General features: G+C 42.7%; 18 protein-coding genes. 1 reads left to right on the top strand and 17 read right to left on the bottom strand.

Annotation, left to right across the window (positions count from 1 at the left end; all coding sequences use genetic code 11):
- The 17 genes from asd to fusA form a co-directional block, all read right to left on the bottom strand.
- A complete protein-coding gene (gene asd / locus DL92_RS0104290) occupies nt 1-1086 on the bottom strand; it encodes an aspartate-semialdehyde dehydrogenase (RefSeq protein WP_026654448.1) in 1086 nt (361 codons plus the stop codon).
- A 30-nt stretch (nt 1087-1116) separates the two neighbouring features.
- Nucleotides 1117-2502, bottom strand: a complete 1386-nt coding sequence (gene argH, locus DL92_RS0104285) for an argininosuccinate lyase (RefSeq protein WP_026654446.1) — start codon at nt 2500-2502, stop codon at nt 1117-1119.
- A 196-nt stretch (nt 2503-2698) separates the two neighbouring features.
- Complete coding sequence (locus DL92_RS0104280) at nt 2699-3349, bottom strand: hypothetical protein (protein WP_026666999.1); 651 nt, start codon at nt 3347-3349, stop codon at nt 2699-2701.
- Between the two features lie 11 nt (nt 3350-3360).
- On the bottom strand, nt 3361-4014 hold the full coding sequence (locus tag DL92_RS0104275) for a hypothetical protein (RefSeq protein WP_026654444.1): 654 nt from the start codon (nt 4012-4014) through the stop codon (nt 3361-3363).
- A gap of 3 nt (nt 4015-4017) precedes the next feature.
- The gene (locus DL92_RS0104270; protein ID WP_026666998.1) at nt 4018-4896 is read right to left on the bottom strand and encodes an ABC transporter ATP-binding protein; all 879 of its coding nucleotides are present in this window, start codon (nt 4894-4896) and stop codon (nt 4018-4020) included.
- 17 nt (nt 4897-4913) lie between these two features.
- The gene (locus DL92_RS0104265; RefSeq protein WP_026654442.1) at nt 4914-5282 is read right to left on the bottom strand and encodes a GntR family transcriptional regulator; all 369 of its coding nucleotides are present in this window, start codon (nt 5280-5282) and stop codon (nt 4914-4916) included.
- Between the two features lie 104 nt (nt 5283-5386).
- Complete coding sequence (locus DL92_RS0104260; RefSeq protein ID WP_034468417.1) at nt 5387-8362, bottom strand: glycoside hydrolase family 2 TIM barrel-domain containing protein; 2976 nt, start codon at nt 8360-8362, stop codon at nt 5387-5389.
- Nucleotides 8363-8480: 118 nt separating this feature from the next.
- A complete protein-coding gene (locus DL92_RS0104255; protein WP_026666996.1) occupies nt 8481-9065 on the bottom strand; it encodes a DJ-1/PfpI family protein in 585 nt (194 codons plus the stop codon).
- A gap of 12 nt (nt 9066-9077) precedes the next feature.
- Nucleotides 9078-9389: a TIGR04076 family protein gene (locus DL92_RS0104250; protein ID WP_026666995.1), complete on the bottom strand. Its 312-nt coding sequence runs from the start codon at nt 9387-9389 to the stop codon at nt 9078-9080.
- Nucleotides 9390-9442: 53 nt separating this feature from the next.
- Nucleotides 9443-10117, bottom strand: coding sequence for a GNAT family N-acetyltransferase (locus DL92_RS20065; protein ID WP_051625221.1), 675 nt, complete (start codon nt 10115-10117; stop codon nt 9443-9445).
- A 185-nt stretch (nt 10118-10302) separates the two neighbouring features.
- Entirely contained in the window at nt 10303-11175 is an 873-nt protein-coding gene (locus tag DL92_RS0104240) for a metallophosphoesterase family protein (RefSeq protein WP_026666994.1), read from the bottom strand.
- A gap of 94 nt (nt 11176-11269) precedes the next feature.
- Nucleotides 11270-12973 (bottom strand): phosphoenolpyruvate--protein phosphotransferase, encoded by a 1704-nt coding sequence (gene ptsP, locus DL92_RS0104235; RefSeq protein ID WP_026666993.1) that lies wholly within the window; start codon nt 12971-12973, stop codon nt 11270-11272.
- Nucleotides 12974-13007: 34 nt separating this feature from the next.
- Nucleotides 13008-13271 carry an HPr family phosphocarrier protein gene (locus tag DL92_RS0104230; protein ID WP_026666992.1) on the bottom strand — a complete coding sequence of 88 codons (264 nt, stop codon included), beginning with the start codon at nt 13269-13271 and terminating at the stop codon, nt 13008-13010.
- A 75-nt stretch (nt 13272-13346) separates the two neighbouring features.
- Nucleotides 13347-15260: a PTS fructose transporter subunit IIABC gene (locus tag DL92_RS0104225; protein WP_026666991.1), complete on the bottom strand. Its 1914-nt coding sequence runs from the start codon at nt 15258-15260 to the stop codon at nt 13347-13349.
- 30 nt (nt 15261-15290) lie between these two features.
- Nucleotides 15291-16196, bottom strand: a complete 906-nt coding sequence (pfkB, locus tag DL92_RS0104220; protein ID WP_026666990.1) for a 1-phosphofructokinase — start codon at nt 16194-16196, stop codon at nt 15291-15293.
- 29 nt (nt 16197-16225) lie between these two features.
- Nucleotides 16226-16972, bottom strand: coding sequence for a DeoR/GlpR family DNA-binding transcription regulator (locus tag DL92_RS0104215; protein ID WP_026666989.1), 747 nt, complete (start codon nt 16970-16972; stop codon nt 16226-16228).
- Between the two features lie 278 nt (nt 16973-17250).
- Complete coding sequence (gene fusA / locus DL92_RS0104210; protein WP_026666988.1) at nt 17251-19341, bottom strand: elongation factor G; 2091 nt, start codon at nt 19339-19341, stop codon at nt 17251-17253.
- A gap of 241 nt (nt 19342-19582) precedes the next feature.
- On the opposite strand from fusA, the gene DL92_RS0104205 reads away from it, so the two are divergent.
- A complete protein-coding gene (locus DL92_RS0104205; RefSeq protein ID WP_026666987.1) occupies nt 19583-20677 on the top strand; it encodes a prephenate dehydrogenase/arogenate dehydrogenase family protein in 1095 nt (364 codons plus the stop codon).
- Nucleotides 20678-20685: the final 8 nt, after the last annotated feature.

Here is a 20685-nt window from a genome sequence, read left to right as displayed (position 1 = left end):
TCACTTTTTGTTAATATATCCACTTGCCTTCAAGAGTTCTGCACACTCAACCGCTCCGCCTGCAGCGCCGCGAAGTGTATTGTGTGAAAGACCTACAAACTTCCAATCATAAACAGAATCCTCACGGATACGTCCGATGCTTACACCCATGCCGTTCTCATAGTTAACGTCAAGTGTGATCTGAGGTCTGTTATCTTCCTGCATATACTGAATAAACTGCTTGGGAGCGCTGGGAAGATTAAGCTGCTGAGGAAGTCCTGAGAATTTCTCAAGCTTCTCGATAAGCTGTTCCTTTGTAGGATTCTTCTTAAACTTAACAAAAGCAGCTGCTGTATGTCCGTAAAGTACAGGAATTCTGATGCACTGGCATGTGATCTTAACATCATCGGCAGGAACGATAACACCGTTCTCAACCTTACCCCAGATTCTGAGGGGCTCTTTCTCTGACTTCTCTTCCTCACCTGAGATGAAAGGAATAACATTTCCAACCATCTCCGGCCACTCATCAAAGTTCTTTCCTGCTCCTGAAATAGCCTGGTATGTTGTAGCAACTACCTCATAAGGCTCGAACTCCTTCCAAGCTGTAAGAGCGGGTGTGTAGCTCTGGATTGAGCAGTTGGGCTTAACTGCGATGAATCCCTTTGTTGTTCCGAGTCTCTTTTTCTGGAATTCGATAACATCCATATGCTCAGGGTTGATCTCAGGGATGATCATAGGAACATCGGGAGTCCATCTGTGTGCGCTGTTGTTAGAAACTACAGGAGTCTCTGTCTTAGCATACTCTTCCTCGATAGCCTTGATCTCGTCCTTTGACATGTTTACTGCTGAAAGAACAAAGTCAACGTCCTCTGAAACGCCCTTTACATCAGTAACGTCCTTGATAACGATATTCTTGACAGAATCAGGAATAGGTCCGTCCATCTTCCATCTGTTTCCTACAGCCTCTTCGTATGTCTGTCCTGCACTTCTGGGGCTTGCAGCAATTGTTGTGACCTCAAACCAGGGATGATCCTTGATAATATCAATAAATCTCTGTCCTACCATTCCTGTTCCGCCAAGTACTGCAACCTTCAATTTCTCGCTCATAATGTCCTCCTAAGATTCTCCTAAAATATATTAAAGCTTAAATTCTTTTAAAAAAGCTTCATTAACATCAATTACTTTTTTCATTACAACAGGGCTCGGTGCTCCGACCGTAAGCCTCTTGTTTACACAAGTTTCAAGACTGATCGCATCATAGATGTCCTCGTCAAAAAGCTCCGAAAAGCTCTTAAGTTCATCTATCTTAAGATCGTCTATCGCACACTTCTTGTCTATACAATAAAGAACAAGTCTTCCGATAACGGAATGTGCATCTCTGAAAGGCATACCCTTAACAACAAGGTAATCTGCCGCATCAGTGGCATTTGTAAAGCCCATCATCGCACTCTTTTCCATGTTCTCTTTGTTGAACTTAAGCGTCCTTAACATATCGGTAAAAAGAGTCAGGCAATTGGAAACCGTATCGATGGCATCAAACGCAGCCTCTTTGTCCTCCTGCATATCCTTGTTGTATGCAAGCGGAATTCCCTTCATGGTTGTAAGAAGCGACGTAAGGTCTCCGTAAACTCTTCCGGTCTTACCTCTTACAAGCTCCGCGATATCAGGGTTCTTCTTCTGCGGCATGATGCTGCTTCCTGTAGAATATGCATCATCAATGTCCACAAATCTGTATTCATTTGAGTTCCAGATGATGATCTCTTCGCTAAATCTCGAAAGATGCATCATTACAGTTGAAAGAGCTGCAAGGAACTCAATAAGATAATCTCTGTCCGATACGGAATCCATGCTGTTTAATGTAGGTCCGTAGAAATCAAGGAGCTGCGCCGTATAATCTCTGTCAAGCGGATATGTCGTTCCCGCAAGCGCTCCGGCTCCGAGCGGACAATAGTTCATCCTCTCTCTTATATCCTTCATCCTGAGAAGGTCTCTTTTAAACATTTCAAAATATGCACCTACATGGTGTGCAAGTGTAACGGGTTGTGCTTTCTGAAGATGCGTAAACCCCGGCATATAAGTCTCGGTGTTCGCTTTCATAATATCAAGAAGCGTAACGAGCATATTGTTCAAAAGATCTGCCATGTGCTCAACTTCGCCTCTCGCATAAAGTCTCATATCAAGAGCAACCTGATCGTTTCTGCTTCGTCCCGTGTGGACCTTTTTTCCTGCGTCTCCGACCCTGTCTATAAGATTAGCCTCGAGGAAACTGTGAATATCCTCATATTTGCCGGTAATTTCAAGTTTCCCGGACTTAACGTCCTCTAATATAGAATCAAGTCCCTCAGTTATGAGCTTCTTCTCTTCTTCTGAAATGATGTTTTGCTTGGCAAGCATAGTTGCATGTGCCTTGCTGCCTCTTACATCCTGTTCCAAAAATCTCTTGTCAAAACTGATGGATGCATTAAAATTCCAAGCCAGTTCATTGATACTGCCGGTGAATCTGCCTCCCCAAAGCTGTGCCATATTTATTTATCCTTCCCACTTTTTCATAGTAAAGTACAAAAAATTATAATCACAACTTAACATAAGAGACTTTCAAAAACAATGTATAATATTGCTCAAATCTTAATTGGTTTAAGTTGTTTTATTGTATAAAAAAACAAATGTCCGCGATGTGCGGACATTTTGCAGTCATATAAGCCAATATTGTTCGCAGGATCTACGAAATAAATATCACTTCAATCTTTCTGAATGTAAGCCAGTTTATCAAAAGACCGGCCGCAACGAACGCCATAATTCCTGCCCAAACCTGCAACCGGTCGGATCCGGTTGATAATAATACGCCAAAAAAGCCATTTCCCATATAATGTGCAACCGAATCAGATAATACAACCCTTGCCGTGAGAACAAATGCGGCAATAATCGTAACGTAATACGACCAAAATGCCAACATTCCAAACCGTATTACGCTGTTTCCGGCCAGTCCCTCAAGCCACATAGCAAATCCAAAAAGAATTATCACAAGCTTAAAACACGGATAAAATCCGTCTTTTAAACAAAAAACGACCGGAAAGATAATAATAACAAGTTCCAGAAAATCCCACACCCTGCTCCAGATAAAAAGCTTATATCTGGTAATACCAAAGCTCAATCCTCTCGGAACTTCTGTTGCCGACATACACCATTTTACGCACATGCAGACAGCCACAATTGAAGCCGTCAAAAATCCCCATTGCAGATAAAAAAACTCCTCATCTCTCAGTAATCTCGCAGCAAAGATAACCAGCAATATTCCGAATGTTACCATCACAATATTCAATAATATATTAGTTTTTTTTAGGCATATAACTGTCTTGAAATCTCTAAGCATATTCCCCCCTGTCACGTAACAACCGAACTGTACTTATTTGCCCTATATATCAGCACTTCCATGCCGGCAAATATCAGCAGTGCTCCAAGCGCATATATAACCACGTTATTCTCAAATGCATAAGCTGAAAAACCGACGTCTATAATCACAAAAGAATACCTGATAAGTACATAAAGAAGCATATAAACTATTGCAACAACAGCAGCAACGGCATTATTGTATTTATCAACCTTATATCCGAAAAAGTATCCCGACGCTCCCGCCGCAAGCGACATTGCAATTACAAAAAGCACATGCTTAATGCGTCCTTGCTCCCACACCGGCAAAGCAAGCAATAAATATACCAATGCATTACACAATGCGTACGTGCCCTGTTTTATCAGATTGCCAATGAAAATATCTTTTCTTCTGGCACCCATAGACAATACGATACCATCGTTCAATGTAGCTGCATATAATGAAAACATAAAAGCAGCATACGGCATGATAAATTCAAAAAATTCAAGAAGCATTAAAAACAGTCTCCTGCTCCAGTCATCTCCTTCTCCCAGTAGCGTAACAGTCCACATTACTGCTACCGCGAGTACCCCGAGTGACATATAAGAAAATAGTTTTATTCCCTGCCTAAAATAGTATTTTGCAGTTCTTTTAAAAAGATTACTCATACATTAAGCCCCCTTTTCCGCGCTCATACACATAGCATAGAAAAGATTTTGAAGTGAAACGGGCTCTATATGAACCTCTTCCCCAAAGTCAATACCGGACTCTTCTGCCAGCAAAACAGCTACCTTGAACCCTCCAATTGTCTCAGTGTTATATACTTTGTATCCGCTTACCGCCTTATCAACCGCCTCCGCAGGTCCACTCACACGATATGCTCTCGCAAGAAGTTCCTCTGTATTTTCCTCAAATTTGATTTCTCCGCCATCAATAATGATAACTCTCTCAAATAACGAAGCCGCTTCCTCAATGATATGAGTGCTTATTATAAAGGTTCTTCCCGTATTTGCGTATTCATCAATGACAAGATTATAGAACTGCTCTCTTGCCACAATATCAAGTCCCGCAACAGGCTCATCAAGGATTGTTATCTCCGCTTTACTTGCAAGTGCCACAATTATCGTAACTACCGACAGCATTCCCTTTGACAGCCCTCTTATCCTTTTGCCCGGATCGATCTTAAAGAGTTTTATAAGTTCCTTTGCATATTCTTCATCCCAATTCACATAAAAAGCCTTTGCGGTAGCAATATAATCTTTTACCTTAAGATTATTCGTTCCAAGCATTGTAACCTGCGAAATCTCTCTGGAATAACAAATTCGTGACAATGCCTTCTCATTCTCCCATACAGCTTCTCCGTCCAAAGTTACAGTGCCTTCCGTAGCCGGATTCTGCGCAGTAAGTATGGATAAAAGAGTGGTTTTTCCCGCGCCGTTTCGACCAATAAGGCCATAGATCTTACCTGTTTCCAAATTGATATCAATATTTTTCAAAACGGTTTCTTTTCCGTATTTTTTTACTATATTCTTACCCGCTAAAACTCCCATTACCGTCTCCTTATTTATCAGGTTCCATTACTTCCGTCTATCATCTTCTTGAGCTCTTCCTTATCTATTCCGATAAGCTTCGCTTCATTTATTATCTTTTTTACAAAGGTTTCGTAGAAGTTATTTCTTCTCTCTTCCATTATCATGTCTTTGGCACCGGTCTGAACAAACATACCGATTCCTCTCTTCTTATAAAGAACCTTCTTATCTACCAGAATATTGATTCCCTTCGCCGCGGTTGCCGGATTGATTTTATAAAACTTGGACAACTCTGTTGTACTCGGAACCTGTTCTTCCTCGCCTAATATTCCACGCAATATTTCATCCTCTACCATCTCGCTTATCTGCAAGTAGATTGATTTCTCTTCGCCCAGATTATCCAGCACGCAGTCCACTCTCCTTTCAGGTTGTATAGTTGATTACTTATGTAAGTGACCTTATCACAAAAGAAAAGATATATCAAGTGACATATCTTTTCCCTCTATCTGCATTATTTGCCAAAAATGAACGACCTGAAGTCGAAATAACTTCCCGGCAAAAAGATAAACGACACATCCCATTTTCCGGTTCTTTTTCCTATAGAAAAAGTTTTTGTCATATAATCGGGACTCTTTGGAAACTCAAGTATTTCCCGCTCTTCATTTCCACTCTCTTCATCATAGAAACGAAGATGTATTGTATTGGCACCCTTTATGGCTCTTCCGGTTATATCAATGCAGGTTGCTCCTTCGTCTCCGAAATCAAGAACACCAAATCCCACGGTGACATTGTTTCCGATGCCCTGAACAATATCATTTAACCTAAGGAAGCTGTCGCCGTAGATTGAATCTGCATCCGGTGCGATTATTTCCGTATAAGTCCTAAGCTCTTTTTCGGTGCCGTCTGCGACAAAATCTCCGATTCCTTCAACCGTGAAATCAAGCTCCGAGACTACTTTCGCCGAATCAGCGCCGTTGTAAGCTTCGCACCTCAGTTTAAAACAGCCGTCCGAAACTGCCGTGATTTCTGCTCTATTGCCTTCCACGCTTACTGTTGCAAGCTTTGTTTCTTTTCCTTTTCTGTTGAGCACCCTGAATTTAAGATCCTGCGCAGATGCACTTGCAGGGAAGATTTTCGCCGTAACAACAGTTGTCTTCACATCAGGACTTAAATTCTGTCCCCTTTCGGAAAAGAGCTTGATAGCCCTGATATCTGTCTTTTGCGACAGCTCCGCATCAACCTTAACAGGCGCACCTTCCTTGTCTGCCTTTACAATCGCAAGAAGTTTTCCGCCAAAAAGTCTTCCGGTATCGGATTGGTATCTGTCATAATCGGTACTGTCACCGTTATCAAGCCCGATCAGCTTTCCGCCCTTTACAGAAACATGCACATAATTATTTGCATTTTCTACAGGATTGCCGTCAGCGTCAAAAGCACTTATCTCCGCAAAAACAAGATCGCCGAATGTATTCTCCGCATCTGCCTTTATTTTGAGCGAAGAAACATCTCCGAAGGATTTCCTTTCATCCCTTGCGATTATGTTGCCCACCTCATCATATGCCACTGCTTCAAGCGTTCCCATTTCATATATCACACTGTAATCAGCCATGATATGATTTCCGCTTCCGGGTTTATTGCTAAGTTCCTGTGCGCCAAGGCTCTTTCCGTTTAAGAACAGCTCCACCTTGCAGCAATTGCTCGCCACCCTGACATCAATGCGCTGACCTTCGTTAAAATCCCAGTACGGAAATACATGTACAAAAGGATTCTTCTCACAGCTCACCCACGCCGATTTCCATACATAATAAGCATCCTTGTTAAATCCCGCAGTATCAACAAGTCCAAAGTATGAATTCTTGGTCTGATAAGGCGTAGGCTCGCCGATATAGTCATAACCCGTCCAGACAAACTGACCAAGTGAGTACTTTATATCCCTGTCATTGCAGATTGCATACTCAAAGCTCTCAGCACCCCAGCCGGTCGTACTGTTTCCAAGAGACGAGCACTGAAGATCCGTATCCATCAATATCTTTTCACCAAGCGGGAAATGATATACGTTTCTGCTCTGAACCAGAGAACAAGTCTCACTTCCGTATATTATCCAGTCGGGATGCTTCTCGTGATGTTTCTCATACAGTCTCTCTGCATAGTTATAGCCTACAACTTCCAGCTCATCTGCACATTTCTGGGCGTTTTCCCACGGCATATAATTAGAACCCGATGTAACAAGGGCATTCTTTAAAGGATCAAATTTTCTGACGAGCCCTCTGAGCTCTTTTGTTATCTCCACACCGCGCTCTGACGCATGAGTGTCATATATTTCATTTCCGATACTCCACATGAGAACACTCACATGGTTTCTGTCGCGCTTTACCCAGCTCTCCGCATCTTTCTCATGCCACTCTTCCCAGAACTGTGCATAGTCGTACTCGGTCTTTGCTTTCTCCCACATATCAAATGCTTCCGAAATGACAAAAAAGCCCATCTCGTCCGCAAGATCAAGAAGTTCCGGAGCATATACATTGTGCGTAAGCCTTATAGCATTTACACCAAGTTCCTTAAATTGGCATAGTCGTCTTCTCATCGCATTTTTATTAAAAGCAACTCCGAGAGCGCCCAGATCGTGGTGTATGCAAACGCCTTGAAGCTTGGTATGCTCTCCGTTTACAAAAAAGCCTTCCGAGGGATCTAACTTAAGATCCTTAAAACCGATATTGATCTCTTTTTCCTGAATAAGCATTCCGTCTACCGATAAAGCCACCTCGAGCTTATAAAAATTAGGATTCTCCGGACTCCATAATTTAGGATTATTTATGGTAAAAGAGGTCTCTTTAACACCGACCAAACTTCTCTGTTCATCCGGTGCATCCGATTTATTTTCGGCATCCGCTTTTTTAGATTCGGTCAGTGAAACTTCTTTATCTTGACCATCTCTAAGTTTGTAAGAGATTTCCGCTCTTTCAGTATCTTCCCCAATAATCTCAGTCTGTATCGTGAGCTTGAAAGCATCTCCCGCTCTCTCAGAATGGACATAAACACCGTTCTCGGGTATATATGTATCTTTAAGCTCATCTATCCATATATTTCTGTAAATACCGGCGCCAGAGTACCATCTGGAGCTTGGATACCTGCATCTAACACCTACATATATATCATTCTCGCCTTTTTTCACATAATTGGAGACATCAAGCACAAACTGCGTATATCCATTCTTCCACTCTCCGGCTTCCTGACCGTTTATGTACACGATGCTGTCCATGTAGATGCCGTCAAATATAAGAAATGTCTTTTTATCCGGCTCCGAAACTTCAAATCTATTGCAATACCATCCGGTATTGGTAGCATACAGATTATGTGGATCCTCGATCATCCAATCATGTGGAATCAATACATCTGTAAATTTATCCGCACTCTTTACTGCAGTCTCGTATCCGGTGCCATATTCAGACTTCCAAAACTTCCAGCCATCGTTAAAGAGTCTCTTCATACACTTGTCTCCTTTTATCCAAAAAACGTAATTCGTCGATCATTTAATCATACACTAAGTATAACTTTTTTTCGACCTTAATTGTGCTGACACGCTATGGATGCGACTCTTTATTCTCTCAGATATATCCCATCCCGAATTTTATGACGTTTGTCTTCTCTTCTCCGATAAGTCTTTCAAGCAGCTCAAAAGCAACCTGCGGAGCAGTCTGCGGGCAGTACGATGTTATGATATTGTCGTCGATCACGACAGGTTCATTTATCACAGTCACACCGAATCCCGCGAGTTCCTTCTGCCTGTAAGCATCACACAGATGATATGTTGTACCTTTTCTTCCCGCAAGTGCGCCGCTCTTTCCTATAGGAAGTGCACCGACGCAAACACTCGCGATGGTCTTCTTTCTATCATTGAACTTACGAATAAGTTCAAGAAATCTCTCATCATAAGCTTCTTCAAAAAAACCGTAATTATGATCCCCGCCCGGAATTGCGAGCGCATCATAATCACTTACATCTATCTCGTTTATCAGCTTATCAACTTTTATCTGCGTTCCCCAGAATGCGCTTGAAACCTCACGTTCATATCCACATATCTCAAGCTCAATATCATATCCATACTCGCTCTTTGCCCAGCCCGCCACATCGTAAAACGGTGCAAACTCAAGCATTTCAAAGCCCTTACAACAAAACAGTAATATTTTCATATCTCGCTCCTATCAATCTAAAACTTGTTCCAGCTTAAAAACTACAGGTCTTGTTCCGTCTGTGCAGCATAAGATCTTTGTTTTAGGATTCTTATACCAGTCGTTGATTATATTATCTCCACTCATCAAAGCGCATAGAGAAGAATATATATCAAGCCATGCAACAGGGCAAAAGCCTTCCGGCATAACAGCTCCGCCTTCATAGTAAAACTCGTTTCCCACTTCAAGCACGGGACATGCGCCTGCTTCTTTTCCATCTACTAAATACTCTTCGGCAAGATCCCCGTAAAACTCTTTCCTGATCACAGTAATTTTTACTCTCATACCTAAAAAATATCTCCTCCGCTACCACATATACCTGAAAACGTTCTCTCTCGTTACCACATCCAGAATATTGTTCCTTCAGACTTGGTTAAGCCAAGTTTTTTCTGAAGTTCAAGTGATGCTGTGTTGCCAACGACAACTTGTCCGAAAGGAATATACCCCTTTTCGAGGGTTCTTCGTATCATCTCTATCTCAAGAGCTGTGCCGTACCCCTTTCTTCTGTGTTCCTGTAACACCAGTAAGAGTCCAACACTACCTTCCATGTGCTCTCCTATAAATCCGACAGGACTACTGTTCTCATACCCCATAACGATATTGCCACGCTCAATAAGCTCTTTCAGCTCTTCTTTACTCACAAGGCCATACTCTCTTGAAATAAGAGGAAAATCTTCCATTGTTGCCGTTTTGTATTCGAGCACATCATCCGCTTTAGGTGGCTCTTTTGATAAGTATGCCAACTGATAGCATTCCATAATATTTTCATAGCCAAATCTATCCGCTGCCATCCTGCCAAGTTCCGCGTTGGATATCATTATAAGCGGCTTCGCTTCTCCGTTATTCCGCTCTAAGATTTCAATCCCTTTTGCGACATCATCACAAGCCAACATCAATGCCTTGCTCATAGTATCCTTAAGCAATATCGCATCATCTGCCCTTTCGATTATCTGTGCCGTCCCGCGCTTGATCACGCGATCTATATTCAAATTTTCAATTGTAGTTAAATCCATAGCTAAAATTCCTCATTTATATATTCTTAATTCTAATATAGAGCATAAAAACACACCGATTGACTATTATTTGCCTCAATGCTAATATAATAAAAAAGTGCTACCGATAGACGGTTAGTCACCATTTTAAGCTGTTATATAACCGCTCAGTCATGGCCGTGACAATGAGCGGTTATTTTTGTGTCTTAGCTCAAACTTCCGCATATCTCATCAAACGCTTCAGCCATGCACTCCTCAGGAACTTGCGGCCAATCGCATTTTCCATACTTCCTGTTGCAAAGATCCATTGCTCTTCCAAGTAAACCTGCATGCGTATATTTACCGCACTTGCCCGTAACAAGAAGTTCCGTGAACTTTGTCCAATAAGGCGCCGTCTCATACAATCCCGCTTTTTTCATTTCTGAAATTATAAGATCAATATCTGCCTCAAGCAAAACAAACTCAGGCTCCCATTTACCTCCGACACCGTGCAAGAGCATAAACTGATGACTATACGGCACATCAATAGAAGCTCCCACCGATCCGGGATTCCAAATATGCGTTGTGCCACATTCCTTTTCCATCTTAATGTGAGTGTGACCACAGACAATGTAATCCGCATCTGTCTCAGAGGTAACTTCATTCAAACTCTGCTCATTGATTGCAAATTTCTCATTTACTTTCCTGGGCGAGCCATGACAAATCACAATATCAGGCAAGCCTTCATTCTTAATTGTCATTGTAATGGGAAGGCTGTTAAAAAACTCAACATCCTTTTTGGTAAGATGAGCATTTGCATAACGAAGCAATCCTACAGTACTTGGATAAGCATCCCACTCAGGATGTGCCTTTCCAAGATCATCCAATTGATAGTTTTCTTTATTTCCTCTCAGAAAAAAACATTTTTTATTATTCCTAAGATCATAGAGCGTTTCCATCACCTTCTCTATGCCCGGAAACTCTCCCGTATAATCTCCAAGAAAACAATATGTATCTATATCCTTATTTTTCAAATAATTTAAGCACTTCTCAAGCGCAACATGATTTCCGTGGATGTCTGATAATACTGCAATAGTCATGTTATCTCCTCCGTTAATAATCAAACATATTTACACTATACCACAAAAAGAGCAACCATTCTTTCCGAATGATTGCTCTAATTAACATATCATATTATCTTGCCGCTGCCTTAAGCGCCGCCACAACTTCAGCCTCCGTAGAAAGCGCAAGCACTTCCTTAGCCAAAGCATCCGCATCGGCCTTTGACCACTTCGAGATGATGCTGCGCGCGGTCAGTACAAGTACTGAGTTCACGCTGTACTCATCGAGCCCGAAGGAGATAAGGAGCGGTATCATCAGCGGATCTGCTGCCGCCTCACCGCACATTCCCACCGGAATTCCTACTGCCTTTCCGGCTTCGATTATATTCTTTATCGAGCGAAGAACCGCAGGCTGGAATGCGGAATAAAGATATGCAACCTTTGCATTTCCGCGGTCGACACTCATTGTATACTGCGTAAGGTCGTTTGTTCCTATAGAAAAGAAATCCGCTTCTTTTGCGAGCATATCGGCTATGAGCGAAGCTGCCGCCGTCTCGACCATGCATCCGACTTCTATCTTCTCATCAAAAGCAATATTCTCAGAAGAAAGCTCTTTCTTGCACTCTTCAACAAGCGCCTTCACTGCACGGATCTCATCGACACAGGTAACAAGCGGAACCATGATCTTTGCCTTACCAAATGCACTTGCGCGAAGGATTCCGCGAAGCTGCGTCTTATAAATTTCCGGATTTGCAAGACAATAGCGCACCGCCCTGTATCCAAGGAAAGGATTGTCCTCTTTCTCAAGTCCCAGATACGGAATCTCTTTATCTCCACCTATATCAAGAGTACGGATGATAACCGTCTTACCGTTCATGATCTCAATCGCTTCTTTGTATGCTTCAAACTGTTCATCCTCGGAAGGTAAATGCGACTTGTCCATGAACAAAAATTCCGAACGAAAAAGACCTATACCTTCACCGTCGCATTCTATAGCCTTCTTTGCATCCTTAGGCGTACCTATATTGCAGAAAAGCTCTACCTTCATGCCGTCCGCCGTAAGAGTTTCTTTCCCCCTGAAACTCTCAAGTTCAGCCTGCGCGCGTATAAATTCTTCCCTCTTAATAACATATTTTGAAACTATCTCCCCATCGGGATTAATATATACAACGCCTTCTGTACCATCGACAACGGCAGTATCTTTATCTTTTACCTTCTCTGTAATTCCCGGTACGGAAAGAACGGCAGGAATCTCAAGTGCTCTTGCAAGAATAGCTGAATGTGAGGTCTTTCCGCCAACTTCCGTGATAATGCCTACAACATTCTCTTTAACTATCTGTGAAGTCATTGAAGGAGTAAGGTCATGAGCAACAAGCACAGTACCCTGCGGCACTTTGCTTATGTCTACATCTTCTATTCCAAGAAGTTCTTTCAAAAGACCTGTTTTCACATCGGAAATATCAGATGCACGCTGGCGCATCATATCATCTTCCATTTTGGAAAACATACCTATGAACATATCGCACACAGCAGTGACTGCTGCCTCGGCGCACTGTCCCGCATCGATCATCTTGTTCATCTCACCCGACATAGCGGGATCGGCGATCATTGCTATATGACCTTCCATAATCTCAGCTTCTTTGGCCCCGATAGTTTTCCTTATATTATCGGCCATAGCGGACGTTTTAACTTTTAAAGCCTCAACAGCCGCTCCAAGTCTGCTTTTTTCTGCTTCTGTATCTTCAATATGTTTGGCTTCAAATGACAGATCATAATCTGTTATAAGACAGATACTGCCAATGCCTATTCCTCTTGATGCTTCTATGCCTTTATACATAGATAATGACCTCCCGTAAAAGATTTCCTTTGCTTCAATCTCCGAGACCGCTCTCAATAAGCTCAACCGCTTTTGCAAGTGCTTCCTCTTCATCAGGACCGTCGCAGGTAACCTCAACTTCGGCACCACACTTGATGCATGCCGCCATAAGCATCATGACACTCTTTCCGTCATACTTTGAGCCGTTAATGCAAAGATTTATTTCTGATGAAAAATGCATCATAGCCTGACTGAAAACTGTCGCAGGACGCATATGCATTCCCTGTTCATTTACGATCTTTACTGTTCTTGAAACCATTACACTTTTTCTCCTTTTATGAATTACGATGCAGGTGCCAAAAAATATTTTCCGACACCTACATCACATGATTTTTTATTCTTCAACTGTCTTTTTCAATACACCAAGCATAAGGCAGCTTACAACCGCACCTGCTGCAAGTGCAACAAGATAAAGTGCCCAGTTTCCTACTACAGGGAATACAAAGATTCCGCCGTGAGGTGCCATAAGTGTGCACTTAAATGCCATTGAAAGAGCTCCGGCAACACCCGATCCAACCATAAGTGAAGGAATTACACGGATAGGATCTGCTGCCGCATAAGGAATAGCACCCTCTGTGATGAAACAGAATCCCATGATAAAGTTTACGGGACCTGCTTTTCTCTCTGCTACTGTAAACTTCTTAGGGAAGATAAGTGTAGCAAGAGCGATCGCGATAGGAGGAACCATACCGCCTACCATAACTGCTGCCATGATCATCCATCCTGTCTCATTCTGCTGTGCAAGAGCTGCCGTACCAAATACATATGCTGCCTTGTTAAGAGGACCACCCATATCTGTTGCCATCATAGCTCCAAGAAGAATGCCAAGTGCGATGATTGAACCGCTGCTCATTCCTGTAAGTACGCCTGAAATCCAGTTATTAAGCGCACCGACTATAGGATTGATAGCGCACATAACAAGACCGATCATCGTAATACCCGCAAGAGGATATATAAGAACAGGCTTTATTCCTTCAAGTGACTGAGGAAGCTTGTTACATATCTTTTCAAGCCATAGAACAAGATAACCTGATACAAAACCTGCTACCAACGCTCCGAGGAATGCAGAAGGTATATCTCCTCCGGGATTTGCAAATGTTGCACCGGTTGATGCAAGATATCCGCCGACAAAGCCGACTGCAAGACCCGGTCTGTCAGCTATCGACATTGCTATAAATCCCGCAAGTATCGGAAGCATAAATCCAAATGCTGCTCCGCCTATTGTCTTAAACCATGCAGCTACAGGTGTGTTTGTACCGAAGTTGCTCGGATCGATTGAATAATCATCAAGCAAAAATGCGATAGCTATAAGAATACCGCCACCTATAACGAACGGAAGCATATGTGATACGCCGTTCATTAGATGCTTGTAAAGCTTACGGCCAAGCGACTCATTTACTGCGTCTTCTTTTCTTGTAACTGCTCCCGTGTGATGATATACGGAAGCGCTGTCAACTTTCTCAAACAGCTTTTCGGGTTCGTGGATGGCTTCCTTCGTTGATGCCATAACTACCTTCTTACCGTCAAACTGTCCCATATCTATATTTTTGTCACATGCAACGATTACCGCATCTGCCTCAGCGATCTCTTTTGCTGTAAGAGGATCTTTTGCTCCGCCCGATCCGTCTTTTTCAACTCTGAAAGTAATTCCGAGCTCTTTTGCTTTAAGCTCAAGTGCCTCAGCAGCCATAAATGTATGTGCAATACCTGTAGGACAAGCTGTAACCGCTACGATCTTCTTTCCTGCTTTAGAAGGTGCTTCAGACTTAACCGCTCCATTCTCAGCATCTTTTTCTGTTTCCTTGGAATCAATAAGTTTAAGGAACTCGTCAACCGATTTGGCATCCACAAGTTTCTTGCAGAACTCTGTGTCCATAAGCATTCCCATAAGCTTTGCAAGTACCTCGAGATGTGTATCTGCGCCATTTTCAGGTGCAGCGATCATGAACAAAAGATTGCTCGGCTTACCGTCGAGTGCTTTGTAATCCACGCCCTTGGGACATGTGATTGCAACAAGTCCTGCCTTATTTACAGATGCAGATTTGCCGTGCGGAACCGCGATTCCGTTTCCGATTGCCGTTGAGCCCTTAGACTCACGTTCAAGGATAGCTTTCTTAAATCCTGCTACATCCTTAAGATTTCCGACTGACTCATGAAGTGCGATAAGTTGGTCTATTGCCTCATTCTGATTAGACAATTTAACCTGAAGCTTGATCCCCCTGGGATCGATAAACTCTGTAATTCTCATAATACCCTCCTAAAACAACAAATTACATGTTTAAAGTTCCTTAAAAACCTTCTCTATATCTGCAGCTGTTGCAAGGCCATCCGAAAATGCCGTTGCAGAACCTGCAGCCGTTCCCATTTTAAGTGCAGTCTCATAGTCCTTAGTCTTCAAATATCCTGCTACAAAACCTGCTACCATCGAATCTCCCGCACCTACCGAATTCCTTACTGTTCCTTTTGGAACTCCGATGCGATATTTCAAGCCGTTTTCATCAACCAGCATCGCTCCGTCACCTGCCATTGAGATAAGAACATTTCTTGCTCCCATCTGCTGAAGACGGACCGCGCCTTCATATATCTCATCATCCGTTTCAAGTGTCTTTCCTATGATCTCGCCAAGTTCAAAATTGTTTGGCTTAATAAGGAACGGATGATACTTAAGAACATTTGTGAGCAGATCCTTCGTCGCATCCACAACAAACTCTATTCCTTTTCCGTCGAGCATAGAAAGAATCCTTTCATATACATCATCAGGAAGCGAGCTTGGAATAGATCCCGCCAGGATAAGAAGATCGCCTTCTTTCAAGTGCGAGAGCTTGTCAAAAAGCTCTTTTTGCGACTCTTCATCAATCTTCGGTCCCTGAGCGTTTATCTCTGTTTCAGCTACTGCCTTAATCTTGACATTGACACGGGAGATTCCTTCCTTAAGTTCGATAAAATCAGTATCAATGCCTGCTGCCTTAACGCCTTCATCGATGGCGCGTCCTATGAAGCCTGCCACAAATCCTAAAGCCGTACTCTTAAATCCAAGTTCCGACAATACCATGGATACATTTATGCCCTTCCCGCCATAGTAGTACTCTTCACTTGTTGAACGATTCGTCATGTCGGGAAGCAATTCCTTGTCCATTCTTACTACATAATCAAGCGCCGGGTTAAAAGTAACCGTATAAATCATCAATAATCCTCCATCTTTACTTGCAACACCTATGGTATAAGTACCTCTGTATGATTCACATACTCTTTTGCCGTAAGTCTGTCTGTAATAATGCTGCATTCTTTTATGTCCGCAAAAGTCACGGAGTTGACCTTGTTGAACTTGGTATGATCTGCAAGTACATACGACCTGTATGCATGCTTAATCGCTGCCGTCTTGATCATCGCCTCGTCAACATCCGGTGTTGTGAAACCTGCGTGAACTGAAATTCCGTTCGTACCCATGAAAGCTTTCGTAAAGTGATATTTGCGGATAAACTCCACACAATCGGTTCCGACTGCCGCTTCCGTTGAAGCCTTGAGCCTTCCGCCGATCATCGTGGTCTCAAATCCCTTGTCCATAAGACGCTTTGCATGAACAACACCGTTTGTGATGTACTTCGCATTGTTATTGGTCAGATAATCGATCATCGCAAGAGTTGTCGTGCCCGCGTCAATATAAACAAAATCATCATCCTCAATGAGATCGGCAGCAAACTTACTTATGCTGTCTTTTTCCTCTACATTCTTCCGGGCTTTCATCTTAACCGCGTCTTCCTTGGTATCTACATCCCTCGAAGACAATGCGGTCGCACCTCCAAACACCTTGATCAGTTTACGTGAGCGATCAAGTGCGCTTATATCACGGCGTATGGTTGCTGCAGATGTATCCAAAAGCTCGATCAGTTCATTGACGGAAACTGCCTTCTTTTCATTTACAATCTCAACAATACGTGCTCTTCTCTCTTCAGTCAGCATTCAAAATCTCCTTGAGCAAAAATGTTAATTTGTGATTTCTTGATTAAAATATAGCACTCAAAAAATCAATTTGCAATCATATCCAATCATAAATAATCACAAATAATCATTTTCGTTCAAACTATACATTTTTGTACTTGCCTTTTTGTTAATTTTTGATTGAGTATTTTTCACTCATATTTTTTGCGCATAAAATAAAGCACTCAAAAAGAGCAGTCATTCCGGAAACCACCGAAACAACTGCCCTTTTTATGCCATTTTTTATTTAACTACCAACTTTATTCTTCAGCATTGGCTGCCGCAACCTTATCGGCTCTTGCCTCAACCTCTTTTGCCTGAACATCCGAAGGAGTCTGCTCATATCTGTTAAACGAGTACTCGTACTCTCCACTTCCGCCCGTCATTGAACGAAGCTGTGTGCAATATCCGTAGAGCTCCATCTGTGGAACCTCGGCCTCGATAACCTGTTTACCGGTAAGCGAAGGATTCATTCCGAGCACTCTTCCTCTTCTCTTGTTAAGATCTCCCATTACGTCACCCGTGTAGTTCTCGGGAACAGTAACTTTAAGAGATACTATGGGTTCAAGAAGAACAGGTGTCGCATCCATGAAGCCTTTTTTGAAGGCATTGGAAGCTGCTACCTTAAACGCCATCTCGGACGAATCAACAGGGTGATACGATCCGTCATATAGAGTTGCCTTAACACCGACAACGGGATATGCAGCAAGAGGTCCTCTCTGAACCGACTCCGCAATTCCTTTTTCAACAGCGGGGAAGAAGTTCTTAGGAACAGCTCCGCCGACAACTTCCTGATCGAATGTATAAGGAACCGTCGGATCTCCCAAAGGAGCAAAGCGCATCTTAACATGTCCGTACTGTCCGTGTCCGCCGGTCTGCTTCTTATATTTATATTCCACATCGGAATTCTTTCTTATTGTCTCTCTAAATGCAACCTTGGGTTTGGTGAGGTCTATTGCAACCTTATATACATCCTTTAACTTATTCTGGATAACCTCAAGGTGCATATCGCCCATTCCATAAAGAAGCGTCTGACGATTCTCGGCGTCATTGACAACCTTGACGGTCTGATCTTCCGCAGCAATCTTGGCAAGAGACTGTGCGATCTTATCAATATCGCTCTTATTCTGGGCATGATATCTCATAACCGTGTACGGCTGTGAAATATCCATCTTTGCATACTGTATGGGTGTTCCCTTGGTAGAAAGAGTATCTCCCGTCGCAACATCGATCTTCTGAAGTGCGCCAAGGTCACCCGCATGAAGCTCCGATACTTCTGTTGTCTTATTTCCCTGAAGCACATAGAGCTTACCTATCTTAAGTTCCATATCCTTATCCGCAACGAACATCACATCGTCGGGTTTAAGAACGCCCGATCTTACCTTTATAAGTGAGTACTTGCCTATGAAAGGATCGATCATTGTCTTAAATACAAAAGCTGTCTTTGGCTTGGAGAAGTCAAAGTCCGCTTCAAAAATCTCATTTGTATTGGTGTTGATACCTGCCATCTTGCGGTTCTCAGGGCTTGGCATGTACTTAACGATATCGTCAAGAAGTGTGTAGATACCCTGGCAGAGCGTACTTGAACCCATCTCGATGGGAACAATACTTCCGTCGCACACATTAGTCCTTACCGCTGCTCTTATCTCAGACTCAGAGAAAGTTTCACCATTAAAGTATCTTTCCATAAATTCTTCCGAAGTCTCAGCTACGGTCTCAATTAGAGTATCTCTGCATATCTTAAGGTTCTGCTGATTGTAATCGGGAACTTCGCACTCAACAACTTCTTTTCCCGACCACTTGAAACCTTTCTCCTGAATAACGTTAACGTATCCTACGAACTTCTCGTTCTCACGGATAGGCAGGTTAAAAGGAGCCATCTTCTTGCCGTACTTATCAGTCATATCCTGCACAACCTGTCTGTAGGAAACATCATCTATATCCATATCGGAAACAAATACCATGCGGGGAATCTTGTACTTTTCGCAAAGTTCCCATGCTTTTTCTGTTCCGACTTCGATTCCGGCTTTTCCCGAAACGACGATAATTGCAGCATCCGCTACACTGATTGCTTCCTCAACCTCCCCGACAAAATCAAAAAATCCGGGAGTATCCAAAAGGTTGATCTTGTGTCCGTCCCACTCGAGAGGAATTGCCGATGTGCTTATAGAAATATGCCTCTTCTGCTCCTCCTTATCAAAATCACTCAGAGTATTTCCATCCTCCACAGTCCCCATCCTTGATGTAATACCGGCAAGATAAGCCATTGCTTCAGCTAAGGTTGTCTTTCCGGCTCCACCATGTCCGAGCAGTACCACGTTACGAATCTTATCAGTTGTGTAAACGTTCATATCTTATCCTCCAGTCGCTCAAATTTGGGTATTATGTACGAGATATGATACAGATCCCCAAAGACTTATAAGAATATTTTACTAAAAACATGTACTCAAAACAAGTATTCTAAGCGATTATGCACAAAAGTTGCTTCATGTTTTTCAATCTCTTATAGTAAGCCTTCATAATTGATTTTCGCACATTAAAGTGTTATAGTTTTTTCACAAGAATACATGATTTTAGGGGGTTCTACCTTTTATGAACAATATGACCTATGGTTTTATAGGCCTCGGGCTTATCGGCGGATCGATTGCCAGGGCGATAAAGGAAAATGAGCCGTCTTCAAAGATAATCGCATACACTCCGCACAGAGAAACCGTGGACACCGCTCATGCCGAAGGGATAATCGACGCTCCCCTTTATGAGATCGGCGCAGAATTCAGCGATTGCGATTATATCTTTTTGTGCGCTCCCGTTGAGTGCAACAATGATAACATCCAAAAGCTCCTTCCTTTTTTGAATAAGAAGACAACACTTACCGATATCGGAAGTGTCAAGAACGGAATACATGAGAAGATAAAAGAGCTCGGGCTCGAGGATCAGTTTATCGGCGGCCACCCAATGGCAGGTACCGAGAGGATCGGATTTAACAACTCGAAATCTTCTCTTTTGCAAAACGCTTATTACATTCTGACCAAGACAAGCGTCACTGATGAAGACAGGATAAAAAGATATTATGACCTCGTTAAGATGATCGGCGCGATCCCGCTTGTTGTGGAATACAGACAGCACGACTACATCACGGCTGCAATAAGTCACGTTCCGCATGTGATCTCCGCTTCGCTCGTCAACCTTGTAAAAGACAACGATTCGGAAGATGAGCTTATGAAGACGATCGCCGCGGGCGGATTTAAGGACATAACCAGAATATCTTCATCTTCTCCCGTTATGTGGCAGCAAATCTGCACTACAAACGCAGCGAATATCTCGGATCTTTTATCCAAATACATCGATTCTCTGTACGATATCAAACTTGCGATCGATGAAAAAGACAGCGAGAAACTCTTCGAATTCTTCTCAAAAGCAAGAGAATACAGAGAGTCATTTATAACAACATCAAGCGGGCCTATCCAGAAGGTTTACGCGATCAAAGTCGAGATTGACGATCATCCGGGCAGACTTGCCAAGGTTGCGACTCTTCTATCCGACAATGAGATAAACATCAAAAACATCGGTATCGTGCACAACAGGGAATACGAGCGCGGTACACTCAGAATCGAGCTCCACGATCAGGACGGCCTTGATAAAGCAGGCAAAGTTCTTGAAAAAAACGGTTATAACATCTATCTGTAAAAAACAAG

This window comes from Butyrivibrio sp. AE2005 (assembly GCF_000686965.1).
In the GTDB taxonomy this organism is placed as follows: domain Bacteria; phylum Bacillota; class Clostridia; order Lachnospirales; family Lachnospiraceae; genus Butyrivibrio; species Butyrivibrio hungatei_A.
The sequence above is the reverse complement of the archived record's forward strand: the minus strand, read 5'-3'. Positions and strand labels throughout refer to the sequence as shown.

Coding starts and splice junctions, on each gene's coding strand:
- asd (WP_026654448.1), bottom strand. CDS start 1,086: ATGAGCGAGAAATTGAAGGTTGCAGTACTTGGCGGAACAGGAATGGTA.
- argH (WP_026654446.1), bottom strand. CDS start 2,502: ATGGCACAGCTTTGGGGAGGCAGATTCACCGGCAGTATCAATGAACTG.
- DL92_RS0104280 (WP_026666999.1), bottom strand. CDS start 3,349: ATGCTTAGAGATTTCAAGACAGTTATATGCCTAAAAAAAACTAATATA.
- DL92_RS0104275 (WP_026654444.1), bottom strand. CDS start 4,014: ATGAGTAATCTTTTTAAAAGAACTGCAAAATACTATTTTAGGCAGGGA.
- DL92_RS0104270 (WP_026666998.1), bottom strand. CDS start 4,896: ATGGGAGTTTTAGCGGGTAAGAATATAGTAAAAAAATACGGAAAAGAA.
- DL92_RS0104260 (WP_034468417.1), bottom strand. CDS start 8,362: ATGAAGAGACTCTTTAACGATGGCTGGAAGTTTTGGAAGTCTGAATAT.
- DL92_RS0104255 (WP_026666996.1), bottom strand. CDS start 9,065: ATGAAAATATTACTGTTTTGTTGTAAGGGCTTTGAAATGCTTGAGTTT.
- DL92_RS0104250 (WP_026666995.1), bottom strand. CDS start 9,389: ATGAGAGTAAAAATTACTGTGATCAGGAAAGAGTTTTACGGGGATCTT.
- DL92_RS20065 (WP_051625221.1), bottom strand. CDS start 10,117: ATGGATTTAACTACAATTGAAAATTTGAATATAGATCGCGTGATCAAG.
- DL92_RS0104240 (WP_026666994.1), bottom strand. CDS start 11,175: ATGACTATTGCAGTATTATCAGACATCCACGGAAATCATGTTGCGCTT.
- ptsP (WP_026666993.1), bottom strand. CDS start 12,973: ATGTATAAAGGCATAGAAGCATCAAGAGGAATAGGCATTGGCAGTATC.
- DL92_RS0104230 (WP_026666992.1), bottom strand. CDS start 13,271: ATGGTTTCAAGAACAGTAAAGATCGTAAATGAACAGGGAATGCATATG.
- DL92_RS0104225 (WP_026666991.1), bottom strand. CDS start 15,260: ATGAGAATTACAGAGTTTATCGATCCCAGGGGGATCAAGCTTCAGGTT.
- pfkB (WP_026666990.1), bottom strand. CDS start 16,196: ATGATTTATACGGTTACTTTTAACCCGGCGCTTGATTATGTAGTAAGA.
- DL92_RS0104215 (WP_026666989.1), bottom strand. CDS start 16,972: ATGCTGACTGAAGAGAGAAGAGCACGTATTGTTGAGATTGTAAATGAA.
- fusA (WP_026666988.1), bottom strand. CDS start 19,341: ATGAACGTTTACACAACTGATAAGATTCGTAACGTGGTACTGCTCGGA.
- DL92_RS0104205 (WP_026666987.1), top strand. CDS start 19,583: ATGAACAATATGACCTATGGTTTTATAGGCCTCGGGCTTATCGGCGGA.